Annotated in this window: 19 protein-coding genes; 12 read left to right on the top strand and 7 right to left on the bottom strand. The window is 72.5% G+C overall.

Annotated features, from left to right (window positions below):
• Positions 1–57: 57 nt before the first annotated feature.
• Genes ACE3UN_RS16395 through ACE3UN_RS16385 form a run of 3 tightly spaced genes read left to right on the top strand, consistent with a single transcriptional unit; the run spans position 58 to position 3,720 of the window.
• Entirely contained in the window at positions 58–1,053 is a 996-nt protein-coding gene (locus ACE3UN_RS16395) for a lysylphosphatidylglycerol synthase domain-containing protein (RefSeq protein WP_374676051.1), read from the top strand.
• Positions 1,050–2,120, top strand: a complete 1,071-nt coding sequence (locus ACE3UN_RS16390; RefSeq protein ID WP_374676050.1) for a glycosyltransferase family 2 protein — start codon at positions 1,050–1,052, stop codon at positions 2,118–2,120. The genes ACE3UN_RS16395 and ACE3UN_RS16390 overlap by 4 nt, the downstream gene beginning before the upstream one ends.
• A complete protein-coding gene (locus ACE3UN_RS16385) occupies positions 2,104–3,720 on the top strand; it encodes an ArnT family glycosyltransferase (RefSeq protein WP_374676049.1) in 1,617 nt (538 codons plus the stop codon). Before ACE3UN_RS16390 ends, ACE3UN_RS16385 begins: the two co-directional genes overlap by 17 nt.
• A 19-nt stretch (positions 3,721–3,739) precedes the next feature.
• Here ACE3UN_RS16385 and ACE3UN_RS16380 read toward each other — a convergent pair whose 3' ends face one another.
• A complete protein-coding gene (locus ACE3UN_RS16380) occupies positions 3,740–4,798 on the bottom strand; it encodes a hypothetical protein (protein WP_374676048.1) in 1,059 nt (352 codons plus the stop codon).
• A 99-nt stretch (positions 4,799–4,897) separates the two neighbouring features.
• Here ACE3UN_RS16380 and ACE3UN_RS16375 point away from each other — a divergent pair, with 99 nt between their 5' ends.
• The 8 genes from ACE3UN_RS16375 to ACE3UN_RS16340 all read left to right on the top strand — a co-directional run bounded on the left by ACE3UN_RS16375 (position 4,898) and on the right by ACE3UN_RS16340 (position 14,914).
• Positions 4,898–5,605 (top strand): riboflavin synthase subunit alpha, encoded by a 708-nt coding sequence (locus ACE3UN_RS16375; RefSeq protein ID WP_374676047.1) that lies wholly within the window; start codon positions 4,898–4,900, stop codon positions 5,603–5,605.
• Between the two features lie 67 nt (positions 5,606–5,672).
• Positions 5,673–7,118 carry an exodeoxyribonuclease I gene (sbcB, locus tag ACE3UN_RS16370; RefSeq protein WP_374676046.1) on the top strand — a complete coding sequence of 482 codons (1,446 nt, stop codon included), beginning with the start codon at positions 5,673–5,675 and terminating at the stop codon, positions 7,116–7,118.
• Positions 7,119–7,269: 151 nt separating this feature from the next.
• Entirely contained in the window at positions 7,270–8,385 is a 1,116-nt protein-coding gene (locus ACE3UN_RS16365) for a serine protease (protein ID WP_374676045.1), read from the top strand.
• A gap of 127 nt (positions 8,386–8,512) precedes the next feature.
• Positions 8,513–9,637, top strand: a complete 1,125-nt coding sequence (locus ACE3UN_RS16360) for a beta-ketoacyl-ACP synthase III (protein WP_374676044.1) — start codon at positions 8,513–8,515, stop codon at positions 9,635–9,637.
• Between the two features lie 74 nt (positions 9,638–9,711).
• A complete protein-coding gene (locus tag ACE3UN_RS16355; RefSeq protein WP_374676043.1) occupies positions 9,712–10,317 on the top strand; it encodes a biliverdin-producing heme oxygenase in 606 nt (201 codons plus the stop codon).
• Positions 10,298–12,505, top strand: a complete 2,208-nt coding sequence (locus ACE3UN_RS16350) for an ATP-binding protein (protein WP_374676042.1) — start codon at positions 10,298–10,300, stop codon at positions 12,503–12,505. Before ACE3UN_RS16355 ends, ACE3UN_RS16350 begins: the two co-directional genes overlap by 20 nt.
• On the top strand, positions 12,505–12,963 hold the full coding sequence (locus ACE3UN_RS16345; protein ID WP_374676041.1) for a response regulator: 459 nt from the start codon (positions 12,505–12,507) through the stop codon (positions 12,961–12,963). Before ACE3UN_RS16350 ends, ACE3UN_RS16345 begins: the two co-directional genes overlap by 1 nt.
• Positions 12,956–14,914 carry a response regulator gene (locus tag ACE3UN_RS16340; RefSeq protein ID WP_374676040.1) on the top strand — a complete coding sequence of 653 codons (1,959 nt, stop codon included), beginning with the start codon at positions 12,956–12,958 and terminating at the stop codon, positions 14,912–14,914. Before ACE3UN_RS16345 ends, ACE3UN_RS16340 begins: the two co-directional genes overlap by 8 nt.
• 4 nt (positions 14,915–14,918) lie before the next feature.
• Here ACE3UN_RS16340 and ACE3UN_RS16335 read toward each other — a convergent pair whose 3' ends face one another.
• Both ACE3UN_RS16335 and ACE3UN_RS16330 read right to left on the bottom strand, forming a co-directional pair.
• Complete coding sequence (locus ACE3UN_RS16335; RefSeq protein ID WP_374676039.1) at positions 14,919–15,701, bottom strand: HAD family hydrolase; 783 nt, start codon at positions 15,699–15,701, stop codon at positions 14,919–14,921.
• A complete protein-coding gene (locus ACE3UN_RS16330) occupies positions 15,698–16,654 on the bottom strand; it encodes an aminotransferase class IV (RefSeq protein WP_374676038.1) in 957 nt (318 codons plus the stop codon). The genes ACE3UN_RS16335 and ACE3UN_RS16330 overlap by 4 nt, the downstream gene beginning before the upstream one ends.
• Positions 16,655–16,803: 149 nt before the next feature.
• Between ACE3UN_RS16330 and ACE3UN_RS16325 the strand changes: the two genes are divergently transcribed.
• Positions 16,804–17,511 carry a hypothetical protein gene (locus ACE3UN_RS16325; protein ID WP_374676037.1) on the top strand — a complete coding sequence of 236 codons (708 nt, stop codon included), beginning with the start codon at positions 16,804–16,806 and terminating at the stop codon, positions 17,509–17,511.
• Positions 17,512–17,592: 81 nt separating this feature from the next.
• Here the strand turns inward: ACE3UN_RS16325 and acnB are convergent, their stop codons facing one another.
• From acnB to ACE3UN_RS16305, 4 genes are all read right to left on the bottom strand, one after another.
• Positions 17,593–20,184, bottom strand: a complete 2,592-nt coding sequence (gene acnB / locus ACE3UN_RS16320; protein ID WP_374676036.1) for a bifunctional aconitate hydratase 2/2-methylisocitrate dehydratase — start codon at positions 20,182–20,184, stop codon at positions 17,593–17,595.
• A 286-nt stretch (positions 20,185–20,470) separates the two neighbouring features.
• The gene (locus tag ACE3UN_RS16315; protein ID WP_374676035.1) at positions 20,471–21,052 is read right to left on the bottom strand and encodes a hypothetical protein; all 582 of its coding nucleotides are present in this window, start codon (positions 21,050–21,052) and stop codon (positions 20,471–20,473) included.
• A gap of 127 nt (positions 21,053–21,179) precedes the next feature.
• Positions 21,180–22,208 (bottom strand): CoA ester lyase, encoded by a 1,029-nt coding sequence (locus ACE3UN_RS16310; RefSeq protein WP_374676034.1) that lies wholly within the window; start codon positions 22,206–22,208, stop codon positions 21,180–21,182.
• Positions 22,209–22,311: 103 nt separating this feature from the next.
• Positions 22,312–23,298: a malate dehydrogenase gene (locus ACE3UN_RS16305; RefSeq protein WP_374676033.1), complete on the bottom strand. Its 987-nt coding sequence runs from the start codon at positions 23,296–23,298 to the stop codon at positions 22,312–22,314.
• Positions 23,299–23,389 lie beyond the last annotated feature (91 nt).

Below are 23,389 nucleotides of genomic sequence, written 5' to 3'. Positions count from 1 at the left end.
GGGGTGGCTGCTACCATCCCGGCCCGCGCGCGTCCCCCTGTCTTGGCCGTTTCCATCTTGTCCGACCTCCCGCCTGGCACCCCGCCCGGCCCCGCCCCGAGGCGCCGCTGGCTGCGCCTGCTGGTGGCCGTGGCGCTGGGTGCGCTGCTGCTTGGCTGGCTGCTGCGGCAGGTGCAGTGGGCGCCGCTGGCCGCGGCGCTGGCCGCCACGCCGGCGTGGCTGTGGGCCACCACCGTGGCCGGCCTGGGCCTGAGCTACGCGCTGCGGGCCGAGCGCCTGCGCCGCGAGTGGCGCTCGTGGTTCGCGGCCGATGCCTCGCGTGGCCCGGCGCCCGGCTTCATGGCCTGCCTGGCCCTGTTCCTCACCCACAACGCCGCCATCGTGCTGCTGCCCCTGCGCGCCGGCGAGGCCGGCTACCCGCTGCTGCTCAAGCGCCGCTTCGGCGTGCCGGTGGGCGAGTCGCTCAAGAGCCTGCTGTGGCTGCGCCTGCAGGACGCGGCGGTGCTGGCCACGCTGGCGGCGGCCTGGCTGCCGCCGCTGCCCGCCGGGTCGCGCGCCGGATGGCTCCTGCTGCTGGCGGGCGCCTGGGCCCTGGCGCTGACGGCGGGGCCGCGCGCCCTGGCCGGCCTGGCGCGGCGCGCCCCGGCCGTCGCCCGCTTCGAAGCCGCCTGGCTCACCCACCGCAACGACCGCGCCGGCTGGGCGCTGTGCGCGTCCAACTGGGTGGTGAAGCTGGCGGTGCTGGCGCTGCTGCTGGCGGCCTTTGCCCCGGTGGGTGCGGGCGGCGGCCTGCGCGGCGCGCTGGGTGGCGAGCTGGCCTCGGTGCTGCCCCTGCAAGGCCCGGCCGGCCTGGGCACCTACGAGGCCGGCGTGTGGGCGGCGGTGCTGGCGGCCGAGCCGGCGCTGCGGCCGGCGGGCGCCCAGATCGCCGCCGGCGCCCTGGCCCTGCATGCGGTGAGCCTGCTGTGCGCGCTGGGCGCCGCGGCGATGATCTGGCCCTGGGCGCGCACGGCGCGGCCCGAGGCCCCCCTGGTGGAGAACGACCCCCGATGAACACGACGACTTCCCTGTCCACCACCGAAGACGGCGACGACCTCGTGGCCGCCCGCGCCGTGGCGCTGGGCCGGCTGCCCGCGCACCGCCTGTCGGTCGTGGTGCCCATGTACAACGAGATCGACAATGCGCGGCCGCTGATCGACGCGGTGCAGGCGGCGCTGGCCGGCTACCCGCAGCCCTGGGAGCTGATCGTCGTGGACGACGGCAGCCGTGACGGCACGGGCCGCGCGCTGCAGGAGCACGCGGCCACTGTCGGCCCGCACATCCGGGTGCTGCGCCTGCTGCGCAACTTCCGACAGACCGCGGCCATGCAGGCGGGCATCGACGCGGCGCGCGGCGACGTGATCGTCACCATGGACGGCGACCTGCAGAACGACCCGCAGGACATCCCGCTGCTGGTGGCCAAGCTGCTCAACGAGCCCTTCGACATGGTGGCCGGCTGGCGCAAGAACCGGCAGGACGGCTTCGCGCTGCGCAAGTTCCCGTCGATGCTTGCCAACCGGCTGATCCGGCGCGTCACCGACCTGAAGTTCCAGGACCTCGGCTGCAGCCTCAAGGCCTTCCGCGCGCCGGTGCTGCACCAGGTGCGGCTGTACGGCGAGATGCACCGCTTCATCCCCGCCTGGCTGGCCACGGTGACCTCGCCCATGCGCATGGCCGAGGTGCCGGTGAGCCACCATGCGCGCACCGCCGGGGAGTCCAAATACGGCATCTCGCGCACCTTCCGCGTCCTGGTGGACCTGCTGTCGGTGTACTTCTTCCTCAACTTCGGCGCCCGGCCCGGCCACTTCTTCGGCACGGTGGGCCTGGGCGTGGGGGCCATCGGCACCGCCATCCTGGGCTACCTGGGCGTGCTGAAGCTGCTGGGCGAATCGGTGGGCGGCCGGCCGCTGCTGATCCTGGGCTTCTTCATGGTGATCGCCGGCCTGCAGTTCCTCTGCACGGGCGTGCTGGCGGAGCTGCTGATCCGCATCTACTACGAAGGTGGCACCGCGCGCGCGTACCACTCCATGGGCCAGCCGGCGCTGGCCGACGGCGACGCCTGGCATGGCAGCGGGCGCTGACACGCCGGCCGCGCCGCGCGCCACTGGCGGCGGGGCCTGGCCCGTGGCGCTGGCCCTGCTGGCGCTCACCGTGTTCCAGCTCGGCGCAGCACCGCTGTTCGACGTGGACGAGGGCGCCTTCAGCGAGGCCACGCGCGAGATGCTGGCCAGCGGCGACTGGCTGCACACCACGCTGAACGGCGAGGACCGGTTCGACAAGCCCATCGGCGTGTACTGGCTGCAGGCGCTGAGCGTGTCGCTGCTGGGCCTGAACGAATTCGCCCTGCGCCTGCCCTCGGCCCTGTGCGCCTGGGGCTGGGCGATGGCCGTGTGGGCCTTCGCCCGGCCGCGGCTGGGCGAGCGCACGGCCACCAGTGCCGCGCTCATGCTCGTGACCAGCCTGGGCGTCGTCGCCATCGGGCGGGCCGCCACGGCCGACGCCCTGCTGAACTTCCTGCTGGTGCTGGCCACCTTCGATGGCTGGCGCTGGCTCGACAGCGGCGCCAAGGCACCGCTGCGGCGCGCCTTCGCCTGGATGGGCCTGGGCCTGCTGGCCAAGGGGCCGGTGGCGGTGCTGGTGCCGGTGTCGGCAGTGGGCCTGTGGCTGCTGAGCCAGGGCGACTGGCGCGCGCTCGGCCGCCGCCTGGTGGCGGCCGTCACCGACCTGCCCGCGTGGGCGCTGCTCGTGGGCATCGCCGCGCCGTGGTACGCCTATGCCCTGCACCGGCACGGCCAGGCCTTCATCGATGGCTTCTTCGTGCGCCACAACCTGTCGCGCTACACCGGCACGCTCGAGCAGCACGGCGGCAGCGCGGGCTACTACCTGGTGGTGCTGCCGCTGCTGCTGCTGCCCTGGGCGCCGCTGCTCGTGGGCGTGGCGCGCCAGTGCCTGGCCCACTGGCGCGACCCGCTGGGGCGCTTCCTGCTCGGCTGGGGCCTGTTCGTGCTGGTGTTCTTCTCGCTGTCGGGCACCAAGCTGCCGCACTACGTGCTCTACGGCGCCACGCCCTTCGTGCTGCTCATGGCCATGGCGCTGGAGCGCGCGGGGTCCGCCATGCGCTGGGCGGTGGCCCTGGCCGGCGTGGTGCTGCTGGCCGCCGTGGCGGTGCCGGCCTGGACGCTGCCGCAGTGGGTGGACGCGGTGAAGCACCCCATGTACCGCGCCTTGCTGGGCGGGGCCGACGCGCCGGTGGCGCTGGCGGTGGCCGCCAGCGTGGGCGCGCTGGTCGTGCTGGCGCTGGCCGCCGTGCCCGGCGCCTGGCGCGAGCGGCTCGGCGGCCCCGCGTCCAGCCTGGCCGGTGGTGCGGTGGTGGCGCTGGTGCTGCTGGGCTTCGCGCTGCCCTGGTGGGGCACCCTGGTGCAGGGGCCGGTGCGCGACGCGGCCCGGGTGGCCCGCGGCCTGCCCGAGCCGGCCGTGCAGTGGAAGCTGCACCAGCCCAGCTTTGCCGTGTACCGGCAGCAGCCCACGCCGCGCCGCGCGCCCCAGCCGGGGGAGCTGGCGCTGATCCGCACGGACCACCTGGCGCGCCTGCCGGCCGACCCGGCGGGCGGCTACGACACGGTGTTCGAAAAGAACGGCATCTCGCTGATCCGCTGGCACGGCGCCGCGGCGGCGCGCTGAGCGGCCGTCGGCGAGCGGGTCAGGCCCAGGGCGACAACAGGAAGGCGCGCGGCACGCCCTGGTACAGGCCCTCGCCGACGATCTGGCCGCGGTCGTTGATTGCCACGGCCTCGCGCAGCACCCAGCCCGCGCCGGCCACCGGGTCCAGCCGGGTGTTCAGATCGACCATGCCGCCGTCGGCCGTGGCGACGAACGCGCACCAGCGGGACCGCCCGCCGCCGCCATCGGCGGGGCGGGTCGCCCGGCCCACCACCGTGCCGGCGGCATTGAGGCCATGGGCGACGGACGAGCTGTCGTCGCGGCCATCGAGCGAGCCGAGCTCGCGGGTGAGCCCGTCCTGCCAGACGAAGGCCCGCGCCACCCGCCCGCCCGGCCGCTTGAGCGTGCCGCAGACGACGCCGCGGTCGTTGATGCCGGCGGCGGCATGGGACTCGGCCCCGGGCACGGACAGCGCCTGCACCACGCCGCCCTGGCGCAGGAACGCGCACTGGCCGTGCGGGCCCACCATGTCGCCCAGCACCGTGCCGTCGTCGTGGATGTCGCGGCCCACGCCCAGGCCGAACCCGGCGGGCAGGGTGAAGGGCTCGAAATGCCCGGCACCGCCCACGAAGGGCAGGTCGCCGCTGACCCCCGTGACCTGGCCGCTCGCGTTGACGGCGAAGGCGAAGGTGTGCGCATCGCGCGGAGCGGGCACGTACACCCGCTCGCCGTCGGGGCTCAGCCAGGCCCGCGCCTTCGTGAACACACCGTTGGTGCCGTCGTAGCCGCACACCAGCCCCGCGTCGTTGATGCCGGTGGCCGACGAGGGCGTGGCCCGGCCCGCGTGGCGCATGCCGCGCATGCGACCGCGGTGGGACACGAAGCCGACGCCCCGGTTGTCCACGGGCTTGCGGTTGGCCATGCCGACGGACACCCCGTGGTTGTTGAGCGCCTTGACGCGCACGTTGCCGCCACCCAGGTCACCCAGGTCGGTCACCCGGTAGCGCGGTGCGGCGGCGGCCCCGACCAGCGGGCAACTGGCCGCCAGCAGGGCGGTGGTGGCGCTGAGCCACTGGCGACGGGTACAGGCAAGGTTCATGGCAGCTCCGGCAGGCAGGCCGCCATTGTCGGATCCGCTGGCAGGCACGCCGCGTCACGAATGCGCGGCGGCGGCGGCGGCGGCCGCGATAATCGTGGGATGTTCACCGGCATCGTTCAAGGCCTGGCCCGCGTCGAGGCGCTCACCGACCTGCCCGGCCTGCGTCGCATCACCCTGCGTTTTCCCGCGGGCTTCGACGACGGGCTCGCCATCGGGGCCAGCGTGGCCTGCGACGGCTGCTGCCTCACCGTCACCGAGCGGCCGCAGCCGGACGTGGCGGCCTTCGACGTCATGCAGCAGACGCTCTCACTCACCACGCTGGGCGAGTGGCAGCCGGGCAGCGCCGTCAACGTGGAGCGGGCCGCGCGCGACGGCGCCGAGATCGGCGGCCACCCGCTGTCGGGCCACATCGACGTCACCGGCACCCTGCTGGACATCCGCCGGCCCGAGAACAACCATGTGCTGCGCATCGGCCTGCCGCCGCGCTGGATGCGCTACGTGTTCGCCAAGGGCTACATCGCGATCAACGGCGCCAGCCTCACCGTGGCCGAGGCCGACCGGGTGGCGGGCTGGTTCGAGGTGTGGCTCATCCCCGAGACGCTGCGCATGACCACCTTCGCTGGCAAGCGGCCCGGTGACCGGCTGAACATCGAGATCGAACGCTCGACGCAGGTGTTCGTGGACACGGTGCGCGACGCGCTCGACGAGCGCCTGGGCCCGCTGATGCCGGCCCTGGAGGCGCTGCTGCGGCAGCAGGGCCTGTCCACCGACGAGCTCACGCGCCCGGTGCCGCTGCCGCGCGACTGATCGCGCGGGCCGGCGGTCTCCCCGCCAGAGGGAAGGCGGCGCGATCGCCGTGGGGTATCGTGCCGCCATGAGCGAGCTCAGCTTCTTCTGGCACGACTACGAGACCTTCGGCCGCGTGCCTCGGCGGGACCGCCCGGCGCAGTTCGCGGGCATCCGCACCGACGAACACCTGCAGGAGATCGGCGAGCCGGTGATGGCCTACTGCCAGCCCACGCCCGACTACCTGCCCGACCCGGAGAGCTGCCTGCTCACCGGCATCCTGCCGCAGCACTGCCTGGCCCGCGGCGTGCCGGAGCCACGCTTCGCGGCCCTCGTCGAGGCCGAGCTGGCGCGCGCCGGCACGGTGGGCGTGGGCTACAACACCATCCGCTTCGACGACGAGGTCACGCGGCACCTGTTCTGGCGCAACCTCATCGACCCCTATGCCCGCGAGTACAAGAACGACTGCGGACGCTGGGACCTGCTGGACACGGTGCGCTGCATGTACGCGCTGCGGCCCGAGGGCCTGGAGTGGCCGCGCCACGAGGACGGGCGGCCGTCGTTCAAGCTGGAACACCTGACGCGGGCCAACGGCCTGGCGCACGAGGCGGCGCACGACGCGCTGTCGGACGTGCGCGCCACCGTGGCCCTCGCGCGCCGCGTGCGTGACGCCAACCCCCGCCTGTGGGCCTTCTGCCTGCGGCTGCGTCAGAAGCAGGCGGTGTGGGCGGAGATCGAATCGGCCCAGGCTCAGGGCAAGCCGTTCCTCCACGTGTCCGGCATGTTCGGGCCGGAGCGCGGCTGCATCGCCGTGGTGTGGCCGCTGGCGCCGCACCCGACGAACCGCAACGAACTGATCGTGTGGGACTTGGCCGAGGACCCCGGCGAGCTGTTCGGCCTGAACGCGGCGCAGATCCGCGAGCGCATGTTCACGCGTGCCGACGAGCTGCCCGAGGGCACCCGGCGCCTGCCGGTCAAGAGCATCCACGTGAACAAGTCGCCAATCGTGATCGGCAACCTGCGCACCCTCACCCCGGCCATGGCCGAGCGCTGGGGCATCGACCTGGCCCTGGCCGAGCGCCATGCCCAGGCGTGCGCGGCCCGCGGCCCGTCGATGGCGGGCATCTGGCCCGACGTGTTCACGCGGCCGGCAGCCGCACAGGCGCCGGATGTCGACGAGGACCTCTATGGCGGCTTCATCGGGCCCACCGACCGCCAGCGCCTGGACCGCCTGCGTGCCGCCGCACCCGACGACCCGGCCTGGGGCCGTGCGAGCTTCGATGACCAACGCCTGGACGAACTGGTGTTCCGCTACCGCGCCCGCCATGCGCCCGCCACGCTGGACGCCGACGAGCGGGCCCGCTGGCAGGCGCATTGCGCCGCCCGGCTGCACGAGGGCGCGGGCGGCGCCCTCACGCTGGGGCAGTTCTTCGAGCGGCTGGACACCCTGGCCGAGTCCGTCGACGAGCGGGGCCAGGCGTTGCTGGGCGAGCTCTACGACTACGCCGAGCAGATCGCGCCGCCGCGCGGCTGAGCGCCCTGCGGGGTCGCTCGTTGATGGTCCTTGATCGTCCGCGACGGGGTAGGGGCTGGGCGCCGGGCAGGCACTGCTCTAGTCTCGGCATCCCTCCCCGGCCGGGACATGCGCCCGGCCGCAGCCCCTCACCTTGATCCGGAGACCGCCCGTGAACCTGTCCCGTCTGTCCCGTTCCTTCCGGCCCGGCGTGTTCGCTGCCCGGTGCCTGGCCGCCGCGGCGCTCGCCTCGGCCGGCTTCGGCGCCGCCGCGCAGACCGCGCCGGCCGCCCACGACGCGCATCCCTACAACTGGTTCAGCCCGGAGAACGCCGCGGCGTCCGCCGGCGGTGTGGTGGCCAGCCACGATGTGCAGATCGACGGCGCCCACTGGCTGCGCCTGCAGTTCGGCGACGCCCGCCTGCCGGCCGGTGCGAAGCTGCGTATCACGTCGCTCACCGACGGCGCGCAGCAGCACCTGAACGCCGAGACGCTGGCCCAGTGGCGCCACACCTCGGCCTACTTCAACGGCCCGGCCCTGCGCGTGGAACTGCTGGCGTCCCAGGCCGGTGAGGCGGGTCACTTCGGCATCGTCAAGGTGCTGGCCGGCAAGCCGCAGATCACCCCCGAAAGCCGCTGCGGCGCCACCGACGACCGCGTCGCCTCCGACGAGAAGGACCGCGCCCGTCTGCTGGACGTCGGCTGCACGGCCAACCTCACCAAGGACGGCTGCTTCATCACCGCGGGCCATTGCCTGTCGTCCCCGTCCCTGGTGGACGTGGTCGAGTTCAACGTGCCCAAGTCGCTCGCCGGCGGCGGCCTGGTGCACCCGGCGCCCAAGGACCAGTACGTGCCCACCACGACCCGCAAGTTCGTCGACGGTGGCGTGGGCAATGACTGGGGCGTGTTCACCGTGCACCCCAACACCGAGACCGGCCTGATGCCGCTGCAGGCGCAGGGCCAGTCGCTGCGCTTCGCCAAGACCATCCCGGTGGTCGGCGACGAGGTGCGCATCACCGGCTACGGCGTGGACAGCGGCATGGACAACCAGACCCAGCAGTTCTCCGTCGGCCCGGTGGACTCGGTCGTGCCGGGTTCCACCACGCTGCGCTACCGCGCGGACACCGAAGGCGGCAACAGCGGCTCGGCCGTGCTGGTGGGCGGCCGCGTGGTGGCCATCCACACGCATGGTGGCTGCACGAACGCCGGCGGTGCGAACCAGGGCACCCTGCTGACCAACACCGCCTTCAAGAAGGCCTACAAGTCCATCTGCGCCTCGGCGCAGTGACGTCCCGCGGTGCGGTCGGCCTGACCGCATCGCCGCCCGGCCGCGCCGGGCCCCCGCGGGCGCCTCCGGGCGCCCGCGGCGCTGCGGGCCTACACTGCGGGCTGGTTCCCCTGTCACCTGCCTCACCATGCCCGAAGTCGTCATCAGCGGCACCGGTCTCTACCGGCCTCCCCACGTCATCACCAATGCCGAGCTCGTGGAGGCCTTCAACGCCTACGTGGCGCTGCACAACGAGCAGCACGCGGCGGCGATCGCCGCCGGCGAGCGGGCCGCGCTGGTGCCGTCCAGCGTGGAGTTCATCGAGAAGGCCTCGGGCATCCAGCAGCGCTACGTGATCGACAAGTCCGGCGTGCTGGACCCGCGGCGCATGTACCCGCGCCTGCAGGAGCGCCCCGACGACCAGCTCTCCCTGATGGCCGAGATCGCCGTGGACGCGGGCCGCCAGGCGCTCGCCGCCGCGGGCAAACGTGCCGATCAGGTGGATGCCGTGCTGTGCTCGGCCGCCAACATGCAGCGGGCCTACCCGGCCATGGCCATCGAGATCCAGCAGGCGCTGGGCGCCGGAGGCTACGGCTTCGACATGAACGTGGCGTGTTCCTCGGCCACCTTCGCCATCGAGCAGGCCGCCAACGCGGTCCGCGCCGGCAGCGCGAACTGCGTGCTGGTCGTGAACCCCGAGATCACCTCGGCCCACCTCGAGTGGCGGGACCGCGACTGCCACTTCATCTTCGGCGACGTGTGCACCGCCGTCATCGTGGAGCTGGCGGACACCGCCACCGCGGCCGACCGCTGGCAGATCCTGGGCACCAGGCTGGCCACCCAGTTCTCCAACAACATCCGCAACAACTTCGGTTTCCTCAATCGCAGCGAGGACAGCGACCCGGATGCGCGCGACAAGACCTTCCGCCAGGAAGGCCGCAAGGTGTTCAAGGAAGTCGTGCCCATCGCGGCCGCCCACATCGAGCAGCACCTGGCCAGCCTGGGCCTGGAGCCCACGGCGGTGCGCCGCTTCTGGCTGCACCAGGCCAACCTGGGCATGAACCAGCTGGTGGTCAAGCGCCTCATCGGCCAGGAGGTCACGCCGGACGTGGCGCCGCTCATCCTGGACGAATACGCCAACACCGCCTCGGCCGGCTCGGTGATCGCCTTCCATCACCACCGGGCCGACCTGGGTGCCGGGGACACGGGCGTGATCTGCTCGTTCGGCGCCGGCTACTCCGTGGGGTCCGTGGTGGTGCGCAAGCTCGGCTGACGGCCGGCACGCGGCTTGCCCACCTCGCCGCAAGCCGGGCCATGGCGGTCCGGCACCGGTTCGGAGGGCTTCCCATGGTGCATGCCGCGCAGGCCAGCATCCACGCCGCGCTGCGCGAGTGCACGCAGCGGCGGCACGACACCATCGAGGCGCTGCTGCGCCTGGACGACGCCCTGGACGCCGGCCGCTACGGTCGCGTGCTCCAGGGTTTCGAGGCCTTTCTCACCCACTGGGAACCCCAGGTCGCCGCCGTGCTGCCCTTGCCGGTGGCCGGCCGCTTCCTGGCGCGATCACGCCTGGGCTTCGTGCGCGCAGACCTGCGTGCGCTCGGCCTGCCGCGCTGGCCCTTGCCCCACGCCGACCTGCCTCGCCTGCCGCTGGGTTCGCCGGCCGCCGCCTTCGGGTCCTGGTACGTGCTGGCGGGCTCGGCCCTGGGCGGGCAGCTCATCGCGCGGCGCGCTGCGGCCCAGCTCGGCCTCACGCCCGCGTGCGGCACGGCGTATTTCCACGGCTGGGGGCCGGCCACCGCGGCCCACTGGCGCGACTACCTCTCGCTGCTGGAGGCCCAGGTGCCCGCCAGCGGCGCCGCGGCCGCCGACGCCTGTGTGGCGGCACGCGCCACCTTCGACCGCCTGATCGGCACCTTTGCCTGCTTGCTGGATGAACGGGTTGCGGCCTGAGGACCTGCTGGCGGACTGCGCGAACGAACCGATCCGCGTGCCGGCCGCCATCCAGCCGCACGGCTGGATGCTGGTGCTGGCCGCCGACGAGCCGACGCGCGCGCTGGCGGTGAGCGCCAACGCACCCGAGGAGACGGTCTGGCGCCGCCTGCTCGACCGCCCGCCGTGGAGCCTGCCCTCGCCCCTGCCGCCGCCCGGCGAGGCGGCCGAGCCGCTGGGTGGCGTGGACATGGCCGGGCAGCTCTGGGACGCCACCGTGCACCGCAGCGGCGGTGCCCTGGTGCTGGAGTTCGAGCCTGCGGCCGATGCCCGGTCGCTGCCCGGCAGCCTGTCGGCGCTGGCGCGCGGCGTGCTGCCGCCGCTGCAGCGCGCGGGCGACGTGCAGGCGCTGGCGCGCATCGCCGTGGCCGAGCTGCACCGCCTCACCGGCTTCGGCCGCTGCGTGCTCTACCGGTTCGACGACGACGGCCACGGCGAAGTGCTTGCGGAACAGGCCGACGCGGGCTACGAGCGCTTCATCGGCCATCGCTTTCCGGCCAGCGACATCCCGGCGCAGGCCCGTGCGCTGTACCTGCAGCAACACATCCGGCTCATTCCCGACGCGGACTACCGGCCCGTGCCGCTGCGCGCCGTGGACTCGGGTTTCGATCCGCGCGGCCTGGACCTGGGCTTCGCCGCGCTGCGCAGCGTGTCGCCGGTGCACCTGGAGTACATGCGCCGCATGGGCACGGCGGCGTCCATGTCCGTGTCGCTGGTGGTGCGGGGCCGGCTGTGGGGCCTGGTGTCCTGCCACGACCGCTCGCCCCACCGGCTGGACCTGGCGACCCGGCTGACCTGCGAGCACCTCGGCCGGCTGCTGTCCATGCAGATCGAGGCGCACGAGGAGCGCGCCGAGGTGGCCCGCCGCCTCGAGCTGAGGCAGCTGACGCTCGATCTGGTGGCCCAGCTGACGGACAGCGACGCCACCCTGCAGCAGCTGGTGGACCAGCCCGGCCCGCTGCTGCGGCTGGCGCAGGCCGATGGCGCCGCGGTGGTGCTGGACACGCGCTGCTGGCTGGCCGGCCAGACGCCGCCGGAGCCGCAGGTGCAGGCGCTGTCCCGCTGGGCGGCTGCCCAGCGGCGGCAGCTCGTGTGCACCGACCGGCTGCAGGAGGCCGGTGGCGCCCTGGCCGAGGTGGACGGCACCTGGGCCGGCGCGCTGGTGATCGCCATCTCCGAGGTGCACCGCCACCAGATCCTGTGGTTCCGGGCCGAGCAGGTGCGGCAGGTGCGCTGGGCCGGCAACCCCCACAAGCCCATGCAGGTCGCGGACGGCCGGCTGCATCCGCGCGCCAGTTTCGCGAGCTGGTGCGAATCGGTGCGTGGCCGTTCGCTGCCCTGGGAGCCGGCCACCCTGGCCGCGGCGCAGGAACTGCGCCAGGCGCTGATCGGCATCGTGCTGCGCCGGGCAGAAGAGATGGCCGGCGCGATGGCCGAGCTGGCGCGGTTGAACAAGGAGCTCGAGGCCTTCTCCTACACCGTGTCGCACGACTTGCGGGCCCCGATGCGGCACATCGCGGGGTACGTGGACCTGGTGCTGGAGGACGAGGCCGGCCGCCTGGCCGAGCGGTCGGTGCGCTACCTGGGCCAGGTGAAGGAGGCGGCCGCCTTTGCCGGCAAGCTGGTGGATGCGCTGCTCGACTTCTCCCGCCTGGGCCGTTCGGCGCTGCACAGGGGCCCGGTGGACGGCGGCCGCATGGTCGCCGAGCTGGTGGACGAGTGCCGTCGCGCCTCGGCGGAACCGGCCGTGCAGTGGGAGGTGGCGGCCGACCTGCCCACGCTGTGGGCCGACGCCTTTCTGCTGAAGGTGGCCGTGCGCAACCTGCTGGCCAACGCGGTGAAGTACACGCGCGGCCGGCCGGCGCCGCGCATCGAGGTGGTGGCTGTGCGCCAGGACCGGGACGTGGGCCTGGAGATCCGCGACAACGGCGTGGGCTTTGCCCAGAAGTACGTCGACAAGCTCTTCGGCGTGTTCCAGCGGCTGCACGCCGCCGAGGAGTTCGAGGGCACCGGCATCGGCCTGGCCATCGTGCGCCGCATCGTGGAGCGCCACGGGGGCCGCGTCTGGGCCCATGGCGAACCCGACCAGGGCGCGCGCTTCGGCTTCGTGCTGCCGCCGCCCGAGCCCCCTGCCGTGGAGGATCGCTGATGCTCAAACCCATCCTGCTCGTCGAGGACGACAAGCGCGACCTGGAGCTCACGCTGGTGGCGCTGGAACGCAGCCAGCTCGCCAACGACGTGGTGATCACCCGCGACGGCGCCCAGGCGCTCGACTACCTGCTGCGCCAGGGCGAGTACGCCAGCCGGCCCGAGGGCAACCCGGCGGTCGTGCTGCTCGACCTCAAGCTGCCCAAGGTGAACGGCCTGGAGGTGCTCACCACCGTGCGCGGCAACGACGCGCTGCGCGCGGTGCCCGTCGTGATGCTCACCTCCTCGCAGGAGGAGTCGGACGTGCTGCGCAGCTACGAGCTGGGTGTCAACGCCTACGTCGTCAAGCCGGTGGAGTTCAAGCAGTTCGTCGCCGCCATCGCCGAGCTGGGCATCTTCTGGGCGGTGCTCAACGAGCCGCCGCCGGGCTCCGTCAAGTCGCCCCGTCGCCATGAGTGAACACGACATCCTCGCGCCGCCGGTGCAGTCCGGCCAGCGGCTGACGCGGGTGCTGCTGCTGGAGGACTCGCGCTTCGACGCGGAACTGCTCATCGCCCACCTCGCGCGCAGCCACCCCGATGCGGTGGTGCGCCAGGTGATGCAGGAGAACGACTTCGTGGGCGCGCTGCGCGAAGGCGGCTGGGACATCGTGCTCTCGGACTACCAGCTGCCTGGCTTCGACGGCCGCGATGCGCTGGAGATCGCCCGGCACGAGGCGCCCGAGGTGCCGTTCGTCTTCGTCTCCGGCGTCATCGGCGAGGAGAACGCCGTGGAGCTGATGCGCCTGGGGGCCACCGACTACGTGAGCAAGGGCCGGCTCGCCCGGCTGCCCCTGGTGGTGGACCGCGCGTTGCGCGAGCGCGCCGACAGGCGGGCGCGGCGCGAGGCGGAACGCCAGGCGCGACATGCCGACGCGGTGCTGGGCCGGGTCGTCGACGCGCTGCGCGACTATGGCGTGCTGCTGCTCGACGCGGACGGGCGCATCCGCACCTGGAACCGCGCGGCCGCCGAGATCTTCGGCTGGCGCGCCGAGCAGGTGGTCGGCCAGCCGGTGGACTGCCTGTTCACGCCGGAGGACCGTGCCGCCGGCGTGCCGGCCCGGGAGCTGCGCCAGGCCCGCGCCAGCGGCAAGGCGGACGACGCCCGCTGGATGTGCCGGCAGGACGGCCGCCGCTTCTTCGCCCAGGGGCTGGTGGTGCCGCTGGACGACGCGGCCGGCGCGGCGACCGGCTTCTGCAAGATTTTGCACGACGCCACGCCAGCGCATGAGCAGGAGGCGCGCCTGCGGGCGGCCCGGGACGAGGCCCAGGCGGCCAACCGTGCCAAGGACCGCTTCCTGGCGATGCTCTCGCACGAACTGCGCACGCCGCTCGCGCCCATCGCCACCGCCGCCCACATCCTGGCGCGCTCGGCCACCGTGCCGGCGGCCCACGCCCACCTGCTGCCCATGATCGAGCGCAACGTCGCGCTCGAGGCGCGGCTCATCGAGGACCTGCTCGACCTGACGGCACTGGCCGCCGGCAAGCTGATCCTGCGGCCGGGCCAGGTGGACCTGCACCAGGTGGTGCGCACGGTGTGCGAGACGCTCGACGGCCCGGTGCGCGACAAGCGCCTGGCGCTTCGCCTGCAGCTCGATGCACCGCGCCCGGTGGTGCCCGGCGACGAGGCGCGCCTGCAGCAGGTGGTGTGGAACCTGCTGCGCAACGCGGTGAAGTTCACCCCGCCCGACGGCGAGGTGCGGGTGCGCACGTGGTGCGAGGGCGGCGACGTGCTGCTCGCCTGTTCGGACTCGGGCATCGGCATCGCGCCGGAGGCGCTGCCCCGCCTGTTCACGGCCTTCGAGCAGGCGGACGAGACGGTCTCGCGGCAGTACGGCGGTCTGGGGCTGGGGCTGGCGATCGCGCACGGCCTGGTGGCCGAACACGGCGGCCACCTGCGCGCGGACAGCGACGGGCGCGACCGCGGCGCCACCTTCACCTTGCGACTGCCGGGTGCCTGTGCCGTGGAGGCCGGGGCCGCCGACACGGCCCCGGCCACCGAGGCGCCCCTGGCGCGGGGGCAGCGGGTGCTGCTCGTGGAGGACAGCCCGGACGCCGCCGAGTCCCTGCGCCTGTCACTGCAGCAGTACGGCTACCAGGTGACGCATGCGCCGAGCGTGGGCGCCGCCCTGCGGGCGTGCGAGGCGAACCCGGTGGATGCGGTGGTCACCGACATCGGCCTGCCGGACGGCAGCGGCGCGGACATCGCGCGTGCGGTGGGCGCCCGGGTGCCGGTGGTGGCCGTCAGCGGCTACGGCGCGGCGCAGGACATGGCGCGCTCCCGCGAGGCAGGGGTGGCCCGGCACCTGGTCAAGCCCGTCGACCCGGCCCGCCTGCACCACGTGCTGCAGGCCCTGCTGAGCGGACGCTGAGCGCTCAGCGGGGCGGGGCCGCGGACGGCAGCTGCTGCCGGTGCGCGCGCAGCGACTCGTAGGCCGGGCGGCAGGCCTCGGCAACGGCCAGCGCAGGGCCCCGCAGCTGCGGCTGCCGCAGGTGCCAGGGCTCGAAGCCGGTCGAGCGCCAGACGGCGTCGTACCAGTGCGGCGCCCAGATGCCGTCGCTCTCGCGCCGGCCGGGGGGCCAGCGCAGCATGCGGTCGGTGAAGGGCACGCCCAGGCGCTCGCACAGGCGCCGCAGGTGGGCGGCGGGATCGCGCAGGAAATCGTCGGCGTCGATCACCGGGGGCGCCTCGCCGCGGCGCTGGGCCACCGCGTCGAACAGCTCGGCCTGCTGCAGCAGGCCGATGTCGGCAGGCGCCACGGTGGCACGCGACTTCAGGTACGACTCCACCACCTGCGCCGGGTCGCGGATGAGGAACACGTTCACCAGCCGGTGCACCCACCGCGTGTCCATGCCCGGCAGCAGGTGGTGGGTCATGTGCTTCTGGTACCACAGCGGCTGGCCGCCCGGCACCGGCCCCTCGCTCAGCGCGCGGGCCACGCGGGCCGCGTCGGTGTCGCCGTGGGCGACGACCTCGTCGCGGCCCGGGTGGTCCAGCCCCGTGGCGGCCAGGTAGGCGGCGTACAGCGGCTCGTCCGAGACGGCGCAGTCGCCGCGGTTCTCCCACGCCCGCATCATGGCGGTGGAGATGTTGCGCGGGCCGCTCCACATCGCCACGCGCAGCGGCGCGGGCGCGGCACCTTGTCCGCAGGCGCTCACCGCCCGCGCCCCTGCAGGTCGCGCCGCCCCTGCACGTCGCGCTGCACCAGCTCGCGGTACAGGCCCTGCAGCCGGGTCACCATGGGCCCCGGCAGCCCGTGCTCGTCGAGCCGCCGGCCGTCCACCGCGTTCACCGGCACCACGCCGGCGAAGGTGCCGGTGCAGAAGGCCTCGTCCGCGCCGTACACCTGGGTGAGGCTGAAGTTCTTCTCGAACACGGGGATGCCCGCTTCGCGGCACACCTGGATCACGTTGGCGCGGGTGATGCCGCCCAGGCAGTAGTCGCCGGTGGACGTCCACACCTCGGGGCCGCCCGCGCCCCGACGCACGATGAAGAAGTGGGTGGAGTTGCAGGTCGCGACGAAACCATGCGGGTCCAGCATGAGCGCCTCGTCCGCGCCGGCCTCCGTGGCCTGGATGCAGGCGGTGATGCAGTTGAGCTTGCTGTGGCTGTTGAGCTTGGGGTCCTGCACGTCGGGGAAGCCGCGCCGCACATGCACGGTGAACAGCTTGAGCCCCTGCGCCAGCGTCTCGGGCTTGGCCAGCTTCCACTCGGGAAGGATCACCACGGTGGCCGGGCCCACGGTGACGCGGGGGTCCTGGTAGGGCGTGCGCTTCACCCCCCGGCTGACCATCAGCCGCACATGCACGCCATCGTCCATGCCGTTGGCAGCCAGCGTGTCGTAGATGGCCCGCGTGAGCTCTTCGCGCGTCAGCCCGATGCGCAGGGCGATCGCCTTGGCGCCTTCGTACAGCCGGTCCAGGTGAGCCTCCAGGAACACCGGATGCCCTTGCACCACCCGCAGGCCCTCCCACACCCCGTCGCCTAGCACGAACCCGCTGTCGAAGACGGAGACCGTGGCGTCAACGCGCGACTTCAGCGTGCCGTTGATCCAGATCCGGATGTCGGCGTTGCGCGGGTCGTCGTGGAAGTCGTGGATGCTCTGTGACATGTGCTTTCCGTGGCGTCTGGGGCCCGCAGTCTACGGTCAGTGGCATCATGCGCGGCTTGGCGCCACGACGCCGCTTCAGGGCGTGCCGGTCATCCGCCGGCCGCCTGTTCAATCACCGGCCCTGGCCGGATCCTGACAGAGGTATGCATATGGTTTCCACGACTCGGCGGCTGTGCCGGCCCTTGCCCCTGGTGGCCTTGCTGGCCGGTCTGCTCGGCACCCACGGCAGCGTGCTGGCCCAGGCGGACGGCACGCGCACCCTGGGCGGCAGCACCAAGGCCGGCGGCAAGGTGATGACACGCGACGAACTGCGTGCGTGCATGAAGCAGCAGGACGAGCTCGATGCCCAGCGCAAGAGCCTGGAGGCGCGCCGCGTCACCATGAACCAGGAGCGTGACGCCATCCAGGCCGAGAACGAGGCGCTCAAGACGAAGCACGAGGAAGTCAAAGCCCGCAACGAGGCGGTGCGTGACTTCAATGAGCGCATGAAGGAGTATGGGCAACGGGTGGAGGCGTTCAACTCCAAGATGTCTGACCTTGCCCAGGACAGCCGCGGGGGCGCTGCGGCCGACCGCAAGCGCCGTGAACTGGAAAAGGAGAAGGTGGAGTTGCAGCGCCTGGACGCCGCGAACAAGGCTGAGAGCGAGAAGCTGCAAGGTGACCTCGCGAGCGAGGTCGAGGCGGTCAACGCCCGGAGTCAGGCGCAAAACCGGCGCGCCACCGACTGGAACACCCGCAACAAGGCGCTCGAGGACGAAGCCAACGCCTACGAAGACAAGCGCGTCGACTGGAAGCTGAACTGTGGCGACCGGCGCTACCGTGAGGACGACGAGAAGGCCATCCGCGCGGGCAAGTGAGCACCGCCTGACGCAGGCAAAAAAGCGGCGCCCTCGGGCGCCGCTTGTCTTCTGGGGCCAGGCCCCTCGGCGGGCCGTCCGTCAGGCCGCCACGGACTTGGCCGTCTCGACGTACTCGTCGATCTGGTCGAAGTTCATGTAGCGGTAGATGCTGCCGGCGTCCTGGTTCACGATGCCCATCTCGGCGTGGTACTCCGCCACGGTCGGGATGCGGCCGAGCTTGGAGCAGATGGCGGCGAGCTCCGCCGAGCCCAGGAACACGTTGGTGTTCTTGCCCAGGCGGTTGGGGAAGTTGCGCGTGGAGGTGGACATCACCGTCGCGCCCTCGCGAACCTGCGCCTGGTTGCCCATGCACAGCGAGCAGCCCGGCATCTCGGTGCGTGCGCCGGCGGCGCCGAAGGCCGCGTAGTGGCCCTCCTTCATCAGCTCGTCCTGGTCCATCTTGGTGGGCGGTGCCACCCACAGCTTGACCGGGATGTCGCGCGCGCCGCCCAGCAGCTTGGCAGCCGCCCGGAAGTGGCCGATGTTCGTCATGCACGAGCCGATGAAGGCCTCGTCGATGGCGGTGCCCGCCACCTCGGACATGAACTTCGCGTCGTCCGGGTCGTTCGGGCAGCAGACGATCGGCTCCTTGATGTCGGCCAGGTCGATCTCGATGACCGCGGCGTACTCGGCGTCCTTGTCGGCCTCCAGCAGCTGCGGGTCGGCCAGCCAGGCCTCCACCTTCTCGATGCGGCGCTGCAGGGTCTTGGCGTCCTCGTAGCCGTTGGCGATCATGTTCTTCATGAGCACCACGTTGCTCTTCAGGTACTCGGTCACCGGCGCCTGGTTGAGCTTGATCGTGCAGCCGGCGGCGGAGCGCTCGGCCGAGGCGTCGCTGAGCTCGAAGGCCTGTTCCACCTTCAGGTCGGGCAGGCCCTCGATCTCGAGGATGCGGCCGGAGAAGATGTTCTTCTTGCCCTGCTTGGCCACGGTGAGCAGGCCCTGCTTGATGGCGTACAGCGGGATGGCATGCACGAGGTCACGCAGGGTGACGCCGGGCTGCATCTGGCCCTTGAAGCGCACCAGCACCGATTCGGGCATGTCCAGCGGCATCACGCCCGTGGCGGCCGCGAAGGCCACCAGGCCCGAGCCGGCCGGGAACGAGATGCCGATGGGGAAGCGGGTGTGCGAGTCGCCGCCGGTGCCCACGGTGTCGGGCAGCAGCAGGCGGTTCAGCCAGGAGTGGATCACGCCGTCGCCCGGGCGCAGGGCCACGCCGCCGCGGCTGCTGATGAACGGCGGCAGCTCGCGGTGCATCTTGGCGTCCACGGGCTTCGGGTAGGCCGCGGTGTGGCAGAAGGACTGCATCACCAGGTCGGCCGAGAAGCCCAGGCAGGCCAGGTCCTTCAGCTCGTCGCGGGTCATCGGGCCGGTGGTGTCCTGGCTGCCGACGGTGGTCATCTTGGGCTCGCAGTAGGTGCCCGGGCGGATGCCCTGGCCTTCCGGCAGGCCGCAGGCGCGGCCGACCATCTTCTGCGCCAGCGTGAAGCCCTTGCCGCTGTCCACCGGTGGCTTGGGCAGGCGGAAGGTGGTGGAGGCAGGCAGCCCAAGGAACTCGCGCGCCTTGGCCGTGAGCGAGCGGCCGATGATCAGGTTGATGCGGCCGCCGGCGCGCACCTCGTCGAGCAGCACGTCGCTCTTCAGGGCGAAGGCGGCGAGCAGCTCGCCGTTCTTCAGGATCTTGCCCTCGTAGGGCAGCACGTCGACCACGTCGCCCATCTCCAGGCGCGACACGTCCACCTCGATCGGCAGCGAGCCCGAGTCTTCCTGCGTGTTGAAGAAGATGGGGGCGATCTTGCCGCCCAGAGTGACGCCGCCGAAGCGCTTGTTGGGCACGAACGGGATGTCCTGGCCGGTGGCCCAGATCACGCTGTTGGTGGCCGACTTGCGGGAGGAGCCGGTGCCCACCACGTCGCCGACGTAGGCGACCAGGTGGCCCTTCTTCTTGAGGTCCTCGATGAACTGGATCGGGCCGCGCTTGCCGTCTTCCTCGGGCTTGAACGCCGCGCCTTCACGCGTGTTCTTCAGCATTGCCAGGTAGTGCAGCGGGATGTCCGGGCGGCTCCAGGCGTCCGGCGCGGGCGACAGGTCGTCGGTGTTGGTCTCGCCCGGCACCTTGAACACCGTGACGGTGATCTTCTGGGCCACTTCCGGGCGCGAGGTGAACCACTCGGCGTCCGCCCAGCTCTGCATCACTTCCTTGGCGTGCGCGTTGCCGGCGCGGGCCTTGGCCGCCACGTCGTTGAAGTAGTCGAACATGAGCAGCGTCTTCTTCAGCGCGGCGGCGGCCACCGGGGCCACCTCGGCATCGTCGAGCAGCTCGATCAGCGGGTGCACGTTGTAGCCGCCCACCATGGTGCCCAGCAGCTCGGTGGCGCGGGCCTTGGAGATCAGGCCCACCGACACGTCGCCATGCGCCACGGCGGCCAGGAAGCTGGCCTTGACCTTGGCGGCATCGTCCACGCCCGGGGGGACGCGGTGCGTGAGCAGATCCAGCAGGAAGGCGTCCTCGCCCGCCGGCGGGTTCTTGATGAGTTCGATCAGTTCGGCGGTCTGCTTGGCGTCGAGCGGCAGCGGCGGGATGCCGAGAGCGGCGCGCTCGGCGGCGTGTTGGCGATAGGCTTGCAGCATGGGCGGCTCCTGGGGGGACGAGGCGGGTTGGCCGGGTGGCCGAGGGTTTCCGAGATATTTTATATCTTATATAAGACTTGCCAAGGCGGCGGCGGCCGACGGGCGGCCTGGGGGCGGCCGGCCGCGGGCACCACCGCGGCACCATCGGGCATTGTGCGACACGGCCGATCCGCCGCGAAGGCCGGCGCGGCGGGCGGCGAGCGCCTGAACGGGCGAAAAAAAGCCCGGCGCGCGGGCCGGGCGGCGGGCGGGAGGGCCAGGCCTCCACACCAGGATCAGCGACGGATCAGCGCGGGGTGGGGGCCGCGGTGGCGCCGGCGGCGCCGGCCGGGGTGCCGCCCATCAGGCTCACGGCCGGCTGGCTCTCGGCCGCCTTCTTCGCCAACGCCTGCTTCTCGTGCACGCACTCGTCGACCAGGCGACGGCCGGCCTGCACGTCCATCAGCATGGACTTGTGGGCGATCTGCAGCATCAGCGTCTGGCCCCGCACATCCTCCATGCGCAGCGCGCCGGTCGATGACAGCACCGGCTTCATCGTGTAGACGACCTTGCCGTGGCGCACATCCACGTAGCCCGGGTACTTCTCGTTCATGGAGACCTGCACGGCCTGGTTGAACTCGCACTGGTAGTCGCCGAAGTGGGCCATGGACGCGGCGGCGTTCTGCTCGCCTCCGGCCGGCGGCAGCGGCTCTTCCACGGCGGGCTTGGCGGCCGGCTTGGCCGCAGGCTTGGCGGACTTGGCGGCGGTGGGCTTGGCCGGCTTGGCGGCGGGCTTGGCCGCCGGGGTGGCCGCGGTCTGGGCGCTGGCGGCGGGGGCCAGGGCCAGGGCGGCCAGGGCGGTGACGAGCGGGGCGAGGATCTGGCGCATGGGGAAGACTCCGTGGCAGCGGGCGCAAAAGGCCCTGGTCAACGGGCGGAATTGTGTCCGGCAGGGCCGGCGCAGGGGTGACCGAACGTATCGCGGGATGCCCTCGGCCCGGCCGGCGCGAAGGATGTCACGCTTCGAAGAAGGCAAGCCGCACCTCGGCCGGCAGCTGCGGGCCGCCGGCAAACGAGGTGCGATGGGCGCGCTGCAGCACCTGCCAGAAATAGCGGTAGCTGGCGCGGTCGTGCAGCTGCTCGCGGCCCCGGTGCCCATGGCGGATGGGGGCCCAGTGCGCCGCGCGTGCCGCGGTGATGATCTCGATGGCCTGGTCCACCTCGGCGACGCTGGGGGCGAAGGCATCCAGGATCGGCCGGATCTGGTCGGGGTGGATGCTCCACATGCGCAGGTAGCCCAGTTGGCGGGACGCCCGCTCGGCGGCGGCCTGCAGCGCCCCCGTGTCCTTGAACTCGGTGACCACGCAGTGCGAGGGCACCTTGCCGTGGCCGTGGCAGGCGGCAGCGATCTCCAGCTTGGCGCGCAGCACCAGGGGATGCTCGAACTGCCCTTCGGCGCCCATGGCCGACTGCGGGATGGCGCCGCGGTGGGCCGACACGAAATCCATCAGGCCGAAGGACAGGGACTCGATGCGCGGGTGGGCAGCCAGCGCCTGCACCTCGCGCAGGGCACCGTGGGTCTCCACCAGGGCATGCAGCGGCAGCACGCGGGTGATGCCGGCGCGGGCCAGCACGCCATCCACCGCCGCGGCGGCGCGGTCGATGTCGGCCGCGCGGTTCGGCTTGGGGACCATCAGGTACGCGAGCCGGGCGCCGGCGCGCGGCAGCAGCGCCTCCAGCATGGGCTCGAAGGCGGGGTGGTCCACCGGCACCACGCGGGCCCCCACGCGGCCATGGGCGTTCAGCGGCGAATCGACCAGCTCCGCGATGAGCTGGGCGTGCTCCACCTCGCCGCCCACCGGCGCGCCGTCCTCGCCGTCGAGCGTCACGTCGAAGGCCGGCCCCAGCTCGGCCTGCAGCTGCAGGCTCTTGCGCATGCGCGCTTCCACCCCGCAGTAGTGGTCGCACACGGGCAGGTCCGGGAGGGAGGCTTCGCCAGCGTCCAGCAGGGCGCGGCTCGGGTGCAGGGGGTCGTCGATGGGCATGGCACGAAATGGAACGGGCCGGGCGCCGCGGATACTTTGGTTGCGCGTGGCCCGGGCCGCACAGCTTAAACCGGCGCCCGCGGGGCGGGCGCCGGGCTCGACATCACAGCAGGTGCTTCACGCCGTCCTGCTCACCCTGCAGCTCGGCCAGGGTCTTGTTGATGCACTCCTGCGAGAACGCGTCGATGGGCAGGCCTTCGACGATCTTGTACTCGCCGTTCTGGCAGGTGACCGGGAAGCCGAACATGATCTCCTTGGGGATGCCGTACTCGCCATTGCTTGGCACGCCCATGGTGACCCACTCGCCGTTGGTGCCCAGGGCCCAGTCGCGCATGTGGTCGATGGCGGCGTTGGCGGCAGAGGCCGCCGACGACAGGCCACGGGCCTCGATGATCGCCGCGCCGCGCTTGCCGACGGTGGGCAGGAACACGTCCTTGTTCCACACCTGGTCGTTGATCATGTCCTTCACCGAGGCGCCGTCGATGGTGGCGAAGCGGTAGTCGGCGTACATCGTGGGCGAATGGTTGCCCCACACGGCCAGCTGCTTGATGGCGGCCACCGGCTTGCCGGTCTTGGCGGCGATCTGGCTGGCGGCGCGGTTGTGGTCCAGGCGCAGCATGGCGGTGAAGTTCTTGGCCGGCAGGTCCGGGGCGGACTTCATCGCGATGTAGGCGTTGGTGTTGGCGGGGTTGCCCACCACCAGCACCTTCACGTTGCGCGAGGCCACGGCGTTCAGGGCCTTGCCCTGGGCGGTGAAGATCTGGGCGTTGGCGGCCAGCAGGTCCGCCCGCTCCATGCCGGGGCCGCGGGGGCGCGCGCCGACCAGCAGGGCGTAGTCGGTGTCCTTGAACGCGGTCATCGCGTCGGCGTGGGCTTCCATGCCGGCCAGCAGCGGGAAGGCGCAGTCCTCCAGCTCCATCATCACGCCCTTGAGCGCCTTCTGGGCCTTCTCGTCCGGGATCTCCAGCAGCTGCAGGATCACGGGCTGGTCCTTGCCGAGCATCTCGCCGGAGGCGATGCGGAACAGCAGGGCATAACCGATCTGGCCGGCGGCGCCGGTGACGGCCACGCGGACGGGCTTCTTGCTCATGGTGAGGTCTCCGAAGGGGATGGAAAGGGAATCCGGGCGTCGCGCGCGTACCGGCTGCGCAGGCCGGGCGGGCGAAGCCGCAAGTGTAGCC

Origin of the sequence: Ideonella sp., from assembly GCF_041918995.1 — a bacterium.
GTDB lineage: Bacteria > Pseudomonadota > Gammaproteobacteria > Burkholderiales > Burkholderiaceae_C > Ideonella.
Note: the sequence above shows the minus strand (reverse complement) of the source record. Positions and strands in the feature narration are given on the sequence as shown.

Coding starts and splice junctions, on each gene's coding strand:
- ACE3UN_RS16305 (WP_374676033.1), bottom strand. CDS start 23,298: ATGAGCAAGAAGCCCGTCCGCGTGGCCGTCACCGGCGCCGCCGGCCAG.
- ACE3UN_RS16360 (WP_374676044.1), top strand. CDS start 8,513: ATGCCCGAAGTCGTCATCAGCGGCACCGGTCTCTACCGGCCTCCCCAC.
- ACE3UN_RS16315 (WP_374676035.1), bottom strand. CDS start 21,052: ATGCGCCAGATCCTCGCCCCGCTCGTCACCGCCCTGGCCGCCCTGGCC.
- ACE3UN_RS16375 (WP_374676047.1), top strand. CDS start 4,898: ATGTTCACCGGCATCGTTCAAGGCCTGGCCCGCGTCGAGGCGCTCACC.
- ACE3UN_RS16350 (WP_374676042.1), top strand. CDS start 10,298: ATGAACGGGTTGCGGCCTGAGGACCTGCTGGCGGACTGCGCGAACGAA.
- ACE3UN_RS16330 (WP_374676038.1), bottom strand. CDS start 16,654: ATGTCACAGAGCATCCACGACTTCCACGACGACCCGCGCAACGCCGAC.
- ACE3UN_RS16325 (WP_374676037.1), top strand. CDS start 16,804: ATGGTTTCCACGACTCGGCGGCTGTGCCGGCCCTTGCCCCTGGTGGCC.
- ACE3UN_RS16340 (WP_374676040.1), top strand. CDS start 12,956: ATGAGTGAACACGACATCCTCGCGCCGCCGGTGCAGTCCGGCCAGCGG.
- sbcB (WP_374676046.1), top strand. CDS start 5,673: ATGAGCGAGCTCAGCTTCTTCTGGCACGACTACGAGACCTTCGGCCGC.
- ACE3UN_RS16310 (WP_374676034.1), bottom strand. CDS start 22,208: ATGCCCATCGACGACCCCCTGCACCCGAGCCGCGCCCTGCTGGACGCT.
- acnB (WP_374676036.1), bottom strand. CDS start 20,184: ATGCTGCAAGCCTATCGCCAACACGCCGCCGAGCGCGCCGCTCTCGGC.
- ACE3UN_RS16390 (WP_374676050.1), top strand. CDS start 1,050: ATGAACACGACGACTTCCCTGTCCACCACCGAAGACGGCGACGACCTC.
- ACE3UN_RS16345 (WP_374676041.1), top strand. CDS start 12,505: ATGCTCAAACCCATCCTGCTCGTCGAGGACGACAAGCGCGACCTGGAG.
- ACE3UN_RS16380 (WP_374676048.1), bottom strand. CDS start 4,798: ATGAACCTTGCCTGTACCCGTCGCCAGTGGCTCAGCGCCACCACCGCC.
- ACE3UN_RS16355 (WP_374676043.1), top strand. CDS start 9,712: ATGGTGCATGCCGCGCAGGCCAGCATCCACGCCGCGCTGCGCGAGTGC.
- ACE3UN_RS16385 (WP_374676049.1), top strand. CDS start 2,104: ATGGCAGCGGGCGCTGACACGCCGGCCGCGCCGCGCGCCACTGGCGGC.